We start from the raw sequence: 11,044 nt of genomic DNA on the forward strand, positions 1-11,044 counted from the left end.
TTAATATTATCCTTTAATGAATGCGAGCAATTCGTTTAAATCATGCCCGTTTTCTAAAAACCGCACCACGCCTAAATTCTCATAATCCAAAAGAGCGTCTAATAAATCCTCTTTTTGAACGATTTTATAGGGTTTAACCAATTCAAACAACGCTACTTGGTTGAAAATATGTTCCCCTGTGATTAGGCGCGTGTTAAAAAATGCCGGCTCTAAAGGGTTATGCCCCCCCATTTTGATAAACGAACCCCCTAAGATCACCACATCAGCGATCGCATAAAAGTTATTCAATTCCCCCAAACTATCCACTAACAAAATATCGCATTCCACAAAACCCTTTGAAGAAAAACATTCCAAACTAAAAGGCGTCGTTTTTAAAGCATCTTGCAATAAATTTTGCACGCTTTTAAAACGCTCCGGGTGGCGCGGAACGACAATCAGTCTTGCATTTTTAAAAGTCTTTTTAAATTCCAAAAACGCTTTTAACCCTAATTCCTCTTCACTCTCATGCGTGCTGGCTAAAATCACATTTAAAGCGCTAGGGTTTTTGGGGTAAAACGAAGTGATCACAGGCTTTGAAAAACGCTTGATATTCAAAAAATCCACCACTTTTTTAGCCCCTAAATTCAATAAGCGCTTTTTATCGTCCTTGCTTTGCGCCAAAATCAAATCAATGCGTTTGAATAAAAGCGCATAAAAAAACGAAAAACGCTGGTACTTGGGGTAAGAGCGAACGCTGATGCGAGCGTTAATGAGCATGGTTTTTGCCCCTAATTTTTGAGCGCTATCAAACACATTAAACCACAATTCCGCTTCTGTAACCACTAAAGTTTTTAAGTGTTTCAAATTTTTTTTCCATGCAAACAATAAGGTTTCAAAAGGCAGGTAACGCACTTCTATGTGTTTAGAATGCTGATAAGTTTGAGCGGCTAATTCAAAGCCGGTATTGGTGGTAACGCTGATTAAAATCGGCTCTTTTAAAGCGTGAATGATTGGCTCTAACGATTTGACTTCCCCATAAGAGCATGCATGGAACCAAAAAACCGGCTCACTTTTTAAAAAATTGTCTTTGAGAAAAAAACGAGCCTTTAAAGAATGGCGGTATTTTTCTTTAAAACTCCAAAAAAAGATGAAAGGTACACTAATAAGATGCCCCAAAGTCAAACATAAAAGATAAAAAAACTTAAACAATCAAACTGATTCTTGGCTTTCTTTTTGGCTTTCTTTTGGAGCGCTGTTTTCATACGCACCCTCAGCGTATAAAATACGCCCGCAATACGGGCAAGTGATAATATCCCCACTCGTTAGCGCTTCAGTATAAATCTTATCGTTCAAGCGGATAAAACAACCCCCACAAGCCTGTTTTTTGATCGTTACAATGCTCGTGTTTTTCGCCCATCTTCTAATCCTTTCATAAAAGCTATAGATTTTAGGCTCGGTTTTTTCCACTAATTCTTCTTTCTTTTTAAAGATGATTTGTTGGGTTTCTTTGATGTTTTTGACTTCGTTTTCCACCAAGCTTTCCAATTCCAGCGCTAACTTTTCAAGCTCTAACATTTCTTTTTTCAAGCCCTCTTGCTTTTCGCTTTTGTGCTTGATTTCATTTTGCAAGTTTTCAATTTCTTTATTGGCTTGATTGGATCGCTCTTTAGCGATGTCTTCTTCAATGTTTAAAGAGCGCAATTCCCTTTCAGATTTGATCTCGCTCATTTTCTTTTGGATACTAGCGATTTTAGCGTTGGTGTCTTGTAAAATTTGCTCGTTTTTAGAAACTTGCAATTTTAGGGCTAATTTTTCTTCTTCTAAATTCAAAATCGCTTTATTTTTAGCTTCTTTATCACTCAAGGCTTTATCCAAGTCTTTTCGTTTTTCTCTGATCAATGGCTCTAAAGAGTCAATTTCTTTATCCAAATGCGAAATTTCAATCAATTGTTTGAGGTGGGTGTTCATCGCTTTCCTTTAAATGATTTGCAAGGGGTTTTTAAAACTTTCTATTGTAACCAAATAATCAAAAGAATGCAAAATTTCAGCCACAATGAGTGCAAACCCTCTCTCGCTATAATAATGCGTGGCGTCAATCAAGCTGATGTTTAAAGATTGAGCGATCATAGCGTCATGGTATTTCACATCGCCTGTAATTAAACAAGTTTGCGCCTTTAAAGAAGAAAACATGGACGCTCCTGCCCCGCACACAAACGCTAAATCTTTAATGATTGGAGAACTTTTAACGCACGCTAATTTTCCCACCCCTAAAGAAGATTTAATCCTTTCTAATAGCGCATCAAATTCCATATTAACGCCTTCTTTCATTAACATAAGGCCTTTTTCTGTCAAACCATCAAACCCTAAAAGGGTGTGGGCAAAATACTTGTTTAAATGCGTTTTGTCAAAATTGGTGTGCATGCTGATGACTGAAATGTTTTTTTGGATCAAGATTTTTAAAATATTCCCTGGGTAAGCCTCATAATTTAGCGTTTTTAAGGGCCTGAAAATTAAGGGGTGGTGCGTGATGATTAAAGCGTTTTGTGGCGCGTTTAGAGCGATATTAAGCGTGATTTCTAAACATGCGATAATGCGGCTAAATCCGTCATTTTCACTCCCTAAATTCAGCCCGCTATTATCCCACGATTCTTGGAGTTCAAAAGGCGAAAGGCGATTCAAAACTCCCAACACTTCCTTGACTAACGCCATTTTAAGCCTTTGAGAGAGCGTTTTTTAGGCGCTCTTCTCTTTCTTCTTCTTGCTCTTTATAAAGAATGGCGCACCCTTTAGCCAAATCCCTAATTTGCAAGATATAATTTTGCCTTTCAGCCACCGAAATCGCCTTTCTAGCGTCTAAAATATTGAAAAAATGCGAGCATAGCATCACAAAATCATAAGCCGGTAAAGGAAGCTTGTTTTCTAAGCAATGCAAGGCTTCGGCTTGGGCGTTTTTAAACATTTCTAACAGCCTTTTCACGCTCGCTACTTCAAAATGATACTTGCTAAATTCGTATTCGCTCTCTAAATGCACTTGCGCATAATGCACGCTCTTGTGATCCTTTTTAGCCCATTCAATCTCTAAAATATTTTCCACTTTTTGGACATACATCGCCAATCTTTCTAAGCCGTAAGTGATTTCTACAGGGATAGGGTTGCAAGGAATGCCCCCCACTTGCTGGAAATAAGTGAATTGCGTAACCTCCATGCCATCAAGCCACACTTCCCAGCCAAGCCCCCATGCCCCTAAAGTGGGGCTCTCCCAATTGTCTTCTACAAATCGTATATCATGCTCATTAAGGTTTATCCCTAACACTTCTAAACTTTTTAAATACAATTCTTGGATATTAGAGGGGCTTGGCTTGATGACTACTTGGAATTGGTAATAACTCCCCAAGCGGTTAGGGTTTTCCCCATAGCGCCCATCAGTAGGCCTTCTAGAGGGCGCGACATACGCCACATTCCAAGGCTTTTTATCCAAACTCCTTAAAAGCGTGGCCGGGTGGAATGTCCCCGCGCCTGCAGGAATATCATAAGGCTGGATCACCAAACAACCTTGATTCTTCCAATACTCTTGTAACTTTAATAACAAACTTGAAAAATCTTGCATGCTTTCTCCTTTAAACGCGTCTAATCAAATCGTTCATGCTCTCTAGCACACTTTTACCCTTTAAAAGCAAGGCCAATTCGCTCGCAATGGGCGTATAAATGCCGTATTTTTTAGCGATTTCTACAATGGCGTTGGTCGTTTTCACCCCTTCAGCCACTTCGCCTAACTCTTCTAACACCACCTCTAAAGGCTTGTTTTGGGCTAGCCCCAAACCCACACGATAATTCCTGGATAAAATAGAATTAGCCGTTAAAAACAAATCCCCAGCCCCAGACAACCCTAAAAAAGTCTCTGTTTTCCCCCCAAAAAACGCCCCAAAGCGCTGCATTTCCACTAAACCACGAGACAATAAACTCGCTTTAGCGCTATTGCCTAATTTCAAGCCATCGCAAACCCCCCCAGCAATGGCTATCACATTTTTATACGCACCAGCGATTTCACCTCCTATAATGTCTTGTTGGGCGTAAGCTCTGATAAAAGAGGGGGTTTTATTGGCAAATTCTAGCGCTAAAGCCTGATTATTAGAATGAATGACAAGCGCGCAAGGCAGGCCTTGAATGATTTCAGCCGCAAAACTCGGGCCGGCTAAAAAACACAAATGGTTAGGATCAATAAAATCCTTTGCGATCTCGCTCACAAACGCCTTGTTTAAAACTTCTATCCCTTTAGAGGCGATTAAAACTTTAGCGTTTTTGGGTAAAGAAGCGTTTTGAAACCATTCTCTTAAATGTTGCACGCTGATAGCGATAACATAAAGGGCTGCTTTTAAGCCTGTTTCTAAATCCACTTGCTCTATCGGGGCAGAGCCTTTAGAGATTAGAGCGTCGTTGAGCTTTTTTAACGGCTCGTTTAAATCCCGCCTTGAAATGATTTTCACTTCATTCTTTTCTCCAAAAGCAAAGGCTAAAGCCCTCCCCCACGCCCCGCCACCAAATACTGCAATTTCCATCCAATTCCTAATTTCATTGATTGTATAACTCGCCATTTTACAATAATAAGTTTAAAATAGCCCTTACAATCAAAACGCTGTCTTTGATTAAAAATAGGGTGTAAAAATCAGAAATCTCTTTCACGCTCCGATCCAGATCACCGCCGTTTTGTTCTTCTCCATTTCTGCAACTTATTTTGAAGCCTTTCATCGTTTAAGCAATCTTGATAAACCCCATTATTTCTTTCTTTATATCTTTTAAGCCTTTTTTGGATTTCTTCAAACTCTCTGTAATTTTCTTCCTCGTCCTCTTCGTTGCCGTTTTGTTCTTTGTATTTTTCCCAAGTGAAAGCGCTCGCGCTATCAAAGACTGCATCAATGCTTTCTTTAAACAAATTAATCACTTCGTTTAGTTGCACTAAATTCTCTCTTTTGGATTGTTCTTGTTGAAAAAATTCTTTTTCTAAAATCTCAATTCTTCTAAAAATTTTATCACTAAAATCATCAAAACCTTTTTGCATAAAATCCAATCCAACAGAACGCAATTCGCTTTGGTAGCGTTTGAATTTACTAGCGTCTCGCTTAATATCCCTTTCATACCTCCAAAACACATTATATAAATATTCTAAAATTTCCCTTTGTTTTTCGCTCCTCTTGTTTAACTTTATTAAAAATTTTTCAAGCGAATTGAAAACACGGCTTTTTTCGCTGAACTCTTTATATTCTTGATACCTTGTAGAGCTATGAGTGCAAATCCCTTTAAACTCAATGCCATGATCTTCTAAAGTCTCTTTAATTTTATTAGCGATTTCTTCTAGTTGGCTTTTTGTGCGCCTATCAGCCCTACTCAATACGATAAAAACTTGCTTGCCTTCGTCGTATAAATCTTGCAAATAGTCTAAATCATCGCTTTGAATCTCCCCACACTCGCAATTAATGAGCCATAAAATGTGTTTAGCGTGCCTTAAGTATTCTTTAGAGGCTTCTTTGTCCTCACTCGTATAGCCTTGATTGCCGGGGTTATGGCCAGGCGTGTCTATGAAGCATAGAAATTCAAAAGGCATGCTAGGAGCGCCTAAAAGCATGAAAGGCATGATCTCTTTCAAATTAAAGCCAAAGGCTTTTAAAAACGCACGATCAAAAGCGAGGTGGGGTAATTCCACCATACCCCCACTTTGAGAGCGCCCCATCAAAACTTCCCTTTTACCCTTTAAGCAATAAGTGGGGATAGCGGTAGTGGGGCTGATGTCTTCAGGGAGTTTTAATTTCAAATTCAACAAGTTGTTTAAAAAAGCGGATTTGCCTGCGCTAAACCCTCCCCCCACTGCAACCATGGTTTTTTGAAACAAACTGGGGAAGCTCGCCACTAATTGCAATTCTTTTTGGATTTCTTGGAGAGCTAATAACGCCAGAGCCTCTCCTTTAAGCGAATCCACGCCATTAGCGAACTCTAAAAACTCGTTATCCAAGATGCTTTGGTATTGAATCAGCCCTTGATTTTCTATTTTGGCGTTCAAAATACGAGCGATCAAATCGTAGCGCTCTTCTAAACTCCCTAGATGGTGATGGTTTTTGCCCCTATCATTGCCATTAAAACAATCAGCCCTCATTGGATCCCTTTTAAAGCTTTGATTTGTGTTTCTAATTGAGCGATGGATTGTTCTTTGTTTTGAACTTGAACGAGCAGTGTTTGAGTGTTTTCTTGAAGTTTTTGAAGCGTATCGCTAGCGAAATTTTGCTTTTCTAAATTCGTTCTTAAATCGTTGGTATAGTTTTTCACATCTCCTCTAGTCTCAGCTTTAAAATCCCTTACATGAATGTCCACACTTTTTATAAAAGCATCGGCTTCATCGCCTTTTAAATGACCCGTTATCCCTCTCATCTCGCTAGGGAGTTTATCGGTGTAATGAAACTCTTTAAATTCAATGCGATCCAAGACAGCCATCACACTTTTTTTGAAAGCGTATTTATCAATCAAACTATTATCATGAATAATTTCGATCATTCTAGAAAGGACTTTAGCGTAGAGTTCTTTTCTAAAAACGATTTTAAAAGAATGAGCACTGTCGTTTAAGGCCTTTTCGCAATCAGCATGCATCTTTATCAAATGATCAACCACCGCTCCGGCTTTAATGGCCGTTACTTTTCTCCAGCTTCCTTTTTTATCATAACCCCACTCATCGTTAAACGCTTGGCCAAAAAATCTTGCAATATTTCTCACAAAGCCATCTTGTTTAACTTTTTTGATAAAATATTCATCGTCTTTACCTTTTTGGTGTTCATTATTCTTTTCAGTATTTTGGATAAATTTCTCTAATGTTGCTTCCAAGTCATCTCTAATCTTTTTGATAAACTCATGGATAAATACTTCATACGCCTCTTTAAAACTTGTCTCAATCTCGCCAGAAAGTTTTTCATAAGCCTCTATTTGCTTTTTGATCGTGCCCATATCAGTGCTTTCGATCCTCTTTTTTTCTCCTTCTAAATCTTCTAATAACTGCGTTATTAATTTATGGAGGTTATTAGCTTGACTTTCTACAATTCCTTGCAATCTTTGAGAAATGATTTTTTCTTTTTCTTGAGCGGCTTTTTCTAAACGCTCTTTAATCGCGCCCATATTGCTCACTAACAACAGGCTTTCTTTGGACTTTTCATCGCTATTAAAAGCGTCAGGGTAATCGCCTTTTAAATTCCGCAATGCATTGTGATACTCTTCTTTTTCTTTTTCCCAAAAAGCTTGGTTTTCAAAATCTTTATGCATGCTAAAGCACACCCCTGAAGTTACAATGACGCCATTTTTTTTCGCTTTTTCAAAAATCTCTTGTTGGTTAGGGTAAGCTTTAATCAACGCTTCCATGATTTGATCCAATTGAGATGAAAGGACTTTTTGCGCGTTTGCTAAAGCTGTAGGGAGATGGTGGTTAGATTTTTCCACTTCACTAAAGTTGTTAAGAGCGCTATCTATCTGGCTTGCCACAAAATAAATCTCTTGAAGGCCTTCTTTATTAGAAACCCTGTCAAACAAACTCATATCGCTATCCGTTAAAAACTGACTAGAAGGGCTTATGATAAACACCACATCGCAATCTTTCAATAAAGCTTTGGTGCGTTCTTCCCTAGAAACGATCGGATCGTTCACGCCCGGGGTGTCAATCACTTCCAAATCTTTAAGGTTGGGGTTATTCAAATAAATTTGCACCGCTTTAGTGTAGGGCATATACTTCCCGTTCGTGCCCACGAATTGGAGCAATTTTTGATTCAACTCTCCCAAATTATCGGCTTGAATGCGCGTGTCTATACTTTTAAGATTGACCCCGCTGTTTTTTATTTTTTCGTATTGATCATGCGATGAAACGAGCTTGTCATTCTCCTTGAATGCATTTTTAGCGATCCTTTCAGCCTTTGCTAAGATTTCTTCATCGCTTAAAACCCTCTCTTTGGGCGCATCTTCGCTTTTATTTCTGCCAAACTTGTTGCCAAAATTCTTAAGCCCTTCTTTAGCCCTATTTGAAAAACTCTGTTTTTCTTTTTGTTTGTTGACTTCTTCTTCAACAATCCTTTTAAACTCTTTTTCATACCTTTCATGTTCGTTTTTAAGCTCTGCAATATCCTTTTCATTGTAAAGCTCCACTTCAGCGCTCAGTTTTTCAGCGTATTTTAAAACGGTAAGGCTAGCCGTCATGGGCGTTGCCGCTTTGGGTAAAACTTCTTTACCCTCAAAAATCAAAGCGTTTAAGAGCGAGCTTTTACCCGCTTTCACGCGCCCAATGATACCGACTTTAAGATTCCTGTCTTTAGGCCGCATGTCTTTTAGAGTTTGCTCTAAAACTTCGGTTGTAATCACGGCGTTTTCGCTGATAAAAGGCCTCGCTCTTTCTGTCAAACCATACTCTGTAATGGCCTTTTCAATCAAAGCGCTTTTTTTAGTGAGTTCTTGTTCGTTCATTATCAATCCTTTAAATATTGTTGTTCTAGATCGCTTAAAGCGTTAATTTTGTTTGCTAAGATTTGTTTTTGATCTTCTAGATCGTTTAGGTGTTTTTCTTTTTCTGTTTGAGCGAGCGCGATTTCTTGTTTTTTATACGTGATTTCTAGTTCGCATTGGTCTTTTAAGTTTTTGAGGGATTTTTCCAAGCATTCGTTAAACAAGCCCGGTAAAACTTTTTTAAGATTGTATTGAGCCTCTGGTATCGCTTTTTCTGTAATCAAGTTTTCTAATTTTTTTCGCTCTTTTTCCTCATCTCTAAAGAAAGAAAAAATACCGGACAAGAATGTCAATAAACCTTTTAAAAGAGGTTTTAACCCTTGCAAGATCAGCGCGAAGGGTCTTGTAGCCGGGTTCGTGGTTAAAATCACGCTTAAGGCGTTGATCCCTAATTCAACTCCACGATCAAAACTCACAGACAATTTGTTAGAAAATTGCGGGCTGTCTGGTTTTTGCAATGCGGCAAATTCTGCACTAAAATCTTTTGAAAAAGAAAGGTTGATTTTTTCAATCTCTAATTTAGCGTTTTTGATCAAGCTTTGTTGCATGATGCTTTCTATTTCGCTATTGAGTTCGTTAGGCTTGTTGATTAAAGAGGCTAAATAAGGCTTTTGCTCTCTGACATCTTTGACTATTGCTTTAACCACAGATCCCACAGCCACGCTAGAATATTCTTCTTCTAAATTAGCCCTTAATTTTTCATAGGTTTTTTCAATGTCTTTAACGCTTAAATCCAACGCTTGCATTTCTTCTAACGCTTTTTCTTTAGAGTAATCAAAGCTTTCTATCACGCTTTTTAAGCTTTTTTGTAATTGGGAGTTTAAAAACTTCAATCGTTTCAAATACAAAGCGCTAAAAAGCCTTTCAGCGTCTATTTTATCTGCCACCTCTAAAAGAGCGTTATTGTCTTTATTGGAACGGATAAGGCGCGTTGTCAAATCAAGCTGATCTTTAATTTGCTCTTCAATGTGGCTAGAAACCTCTTCTACTTGCGAAGGCGCTCTTAAATTTGTTTTACTCAAAATAAAGCTAAGGCCCTTATCAAACTCTAAAAGGTTTTTAATTCCCTAACCATTTTTTTAGTGAGGGTGCCTTCTTCTACGCTTGTAAGAATGACAAAATGCACGCCCCTTTCTAAATATTCTACAATGGCTTGGGTGTGGCTTGAAACGGGGCTATCAAACCCAGGCATGTCCACAAACACTAAAGGCGCGCTCTCTTTTAGGGCTTGCTGATTCAAATAAACCTTAAGGTAGGCATATTTAGAGGCATTGTTTTTAATCGCCTCAAAACTTCGCTCATTCAATTCAAAACTTTCTGCTTTTTCATTATTGTTTAAAAAAGCTTCTATGCGTTCATTCGCACTATAGTGCAACTCAGTGGCTAAAGAAGTCTCTGGCGTGATCGCCGTAGGCAAAACGCTACTGCCTAAAAAGCGGTTTAACAGCGTGCTTTTGCCCGCGCTAAAATTCCCCACAACAGGTATCACAAGCTGTTGTTTTTGAATGCTTTCTAAAAGCGTGAAGCATTCTAATTTATCGATCTCCACTTCTTTTAAAACTTCTAAAACCTGTTCTAAAAACTTTACAAAATTTGTCTGTGTGTGTAAAGACATCATCAATCCTTTATATTAAAATTTAAATAAAACGCAAAAATCCCTAAAAAATGGGCAGGGCTGTATGGAATTTATCTTTTTATGTGGGGGTGGGTTTATATGGGTGTGAAAAAATAAAACGGCTGACTAGAGAGAGAGAGAGAGAGAGAGAGAAGGCGTAATTTTTAAGAATGAAAACCATTACAAGCTCCTAACACCATTTAATGGTGGGTATTATACTTGATTTTTACGAATATAACACAAGAATCCTCTTGCTTATCAAAACTCGCAATAAGCCATGTTTTATAGAACGATTTTAATAGCTGGCATTAAATCGTTGTTTTCTTCTATTTTTAGCATTCTGACATCTTTAACGCAATTTGCAAAACATGGTATTTGCTTAGCTAAAATTTGCACCGTAGCGACACAAGTAACAGCGTTGATGGTCTCATCGCCAAAATACACGCTGCCTTGTTGCCATTTAAAGCCGTGTTGTTCCATGAACTTACGAATATCAGAATAAACTTTTGACAGATTCACTCCGTTTTCATTCAAGCAATTTGTGTCAAGATCAAAAGTTACAGCATACATCTTAGCTCCTTTATTGGTTTGTGTTATAACATATTTTTACTTAGAATTTCGTTTGATGAACTTTTGCATTTTATAACTCATGCGTTTGAGAATAAAACAATTTCATTGCTTTAGAAGCGAACTGGTTTTTTAAAGCTTGGGCTAAAGATAAAGCCACTTCATCGCTTAAAAAAAGCTTGAATTTAGCGTAGTCTTTACGGCCGCTCACCTGCTCTTTTTGGCTTAAAAGCAACGAAGAAGCGGCGTATTTATAGCATTCCACATAAAAAAAATCATCAAAGCCTTTTTCAAATAAATAATCTATTAAAGCGTCTTTCAAGCAAATATCAATATAAATTTCCAAAGCTAACATTTTAACCC

9 protein-coding genes and 1 pseudogene are annotated in these 11,044 nt (G+C 38.0%); all 10 read right to left on the bottom strand.

Translation table 11 applies throughout. The features are described 5' to 3' along the window. Nucleotides 1-6: 6 nt before the first annotated feature. The 10 genes and pseudogenes from waaA to AA977_RS04515 all read right to left on the bottom strand — a co-directional run bounded on the left by waaA (nucleotide 7) and on the right by AA977_RS04515 (nucleotide 11,036). Nucleotides 7-1,188 (bottom strand): lipid IV(A) 3-deoxy-D-manno-octulosonic acid transferase, encoded by a 1,182-nt coding sequence (waaA, locus tag AA977_RS04470; protein WP_064434738.1) that lies wholly within the window; start codon nucleotides 1,186-1,188, stop codon nucleotides 7-9. Then, nucleotides 1,189-1,947, bottom strand: a complete 759-nt coding sequence (locus AA977_RS04475; RefSeq protein WP_064434739.1) for a zinc ribbon domain-containing protein — start codon at nucleotides 1,945-1,947, stop codon at nucleotides 1,189-1,191. Nucleotides 1,948-1,956: 9 nt separating this feature from the next. Continuing rightward, nucleotides 1,957-2,688 (bottom strand): GTP cyclohydrolase I, encoded by a 732-nt coding sequence (locus tag AA977_RS04480; RefSeq protein ID WP_064434740.1) that lies wholly within the window; start codon nucleotides 2,686-2,688, stop codon nucleotides 1,957-1,959. A 1-nt stretch (nucleotide 2,689) separates the two neighbouring features. After that, nucleotides 2,690-3,586 (bottom strand): glycine--tRNA ligase subunit alpha, encoded by an 897-nt coding sequence (gene glyQ / locus AA977_RS04485; RefSeq protein WP_033790497.1) that lies wholly within the window; start codon nucleotides 3,584-3,586, stop codon nucleotides 2,690-2,692. A 10-nt stretch (nucleotides 3,587-3,596) separates the two neighbouring features. Continuing rightward, nucleotides 3,597-4,535 (bottom strand): NAD(P)H-dependent glycerol-3-phosphate dehydrogenase, encoded by a 939-nt coding sequence (locus tag AA977_RS04490; RefSeq protein WP_064434741.1) that lies wholly within the window; start codon nucleotides 4,533-4,535, stop codon nucleotides 3,597-3,599. A 137-nt stretch (nucleotides 4,536-4,672) separates the two neighbouring features. Further along, nucleotides 4,673-6,124 carry a dynamin-like GTPase family protein gene (locus tag AA977_RS04495; protein ID WP_064434742.1) on the bottom strand — a complete coding sequence of 484 codons (1,452 nt, stop codon included), beginning with the start codon at nucleotides 6,122-6,124 and terminating at the stop codon, nucleotides 4,673-4,675. Continuing rightward, nucleotides 6,121-8,460 carry a dynamin-like GTPase family protein gene (locus AA977_RS04500; RefSeq protein ID WP_064434743.1) on the bottom strand — a complete coding sequence of 780 codons (2,340 nt, stop codon included), beginning with the start codon at nucleotides 8,458-8,460 and terminating at the stop codon, nucleotides 6,121-6,123. The genes AA977_RS04495 and AA977_RS04500 overlap by 4 nt, the downstream gene beginning before the upstream one ends. Before the next feature lie 2 nt (nucleotides 8,461-8,462). Beyond that, a pseudogene (locus tag AA977_RS04505) lies at nucleotides 8,463-10,114 on the bottom strand (dynamin family protein). A 282-nt stretch (nucleotides 10,115-10,396) separates the two neighbouring features. Next, complete coding sequence (locus AA977_RS04510; RefSeq protein WP_000271462.1) at nucleotides 10,397-10,684, bottom strand: virulence factor; 288 nt, start codon at nucleotides 10,682-10,684, stop codon at nucleotides 10,397-10,399. A gap of 70 nt (nucleotides 10,685-10,754) precedes the next feature. Then, nucleotides 10,755-11,036 (bottom strand): DUF3240 family protein, encoded by a 282-nt coding sequence (locus AA977_RS04515; protein ID WP_064434744.1) that lies wholly within the window; start codon nucleotides 11,034-11,036, stop codon nucleotides 10,755-10,757. Between the last annotated feature and the right edge of the window lie 8 nt (nucleotides 11,037-11,044).

The sequence above is a fragment of the Helicobacter pylori genome (assembly GCF_001653455.1).
GTDB classification, from domain to species: domain Bacteria; phylum Campylobacterota; class Campylobacteria; order Campylobacterales; family Helicobacteraceae; genus Helicobacter; species Helicobacter pylori_A.

What these genes read in the sequence shown, in the direction of transcription:
- AA977_RS04475 (WP_064434739.1), bottom strand. Translation starts at nt 1,947, where the DNA reads ATGAACACCCACCTCAAACAATTGATTGAAATTTCGCATTTGGATAAA.
- AA977_RS04480 (WP_064434740.1), bottom strand. Translation starts at nt 2,688, where the DNA reads ATGGCGTTAGTCAAGGAAGTGTTGGGAGTTTTGAATCGCCTTTCGCCT.
- glyQ (WP_033790497.1), bottom strand. Translation starts at nt 3,586, where the DNA reads ATGCAAGATTTTTCAAGTTTGTTATTAAAGTTACAAGAGTATTGGAAG.
- AA977_RS04490 (WP_064434741.1), bottom strand. Translation starts at nt 4,535, where the DNA reads ATGGAAATTGCAGTATTTGGTGGCGGGGCGTGGGGGAGGGCTTTAGCC.
- AA977_RS04495 (WP_064434742.1), bottom strand. Translation starts at nt 6,124, where the DNA reads ATGAGGGCTGATTGTTTTAATGGCAATGATAGGGGCAAAAACCATCAC.
- AA977_RS04500 (WP_064434743.1), bottom strand. Translation starts at nt 8,460, where the DNA reads ATGAACGAACAAGAACTCACTAAAAAAAGCGCTTTGATTGAAAAGGCC.
- AA977_RS04510 (WP_000271462.1), bottom strand. Translation starts at nt 10,684, where the DNA reads ATGTATGCTGTAACTTTTGATCTTGACACAAATTGCTTGAATGAAAAC.
- AA977_RS04515 (WP_064434744.1), bottom strand. Translation starts at nt 11,036, where the DNA reads ATGTTAGCTTTGGAAATTTATATTGATATTTGCTTGAAAGACGCTTTA.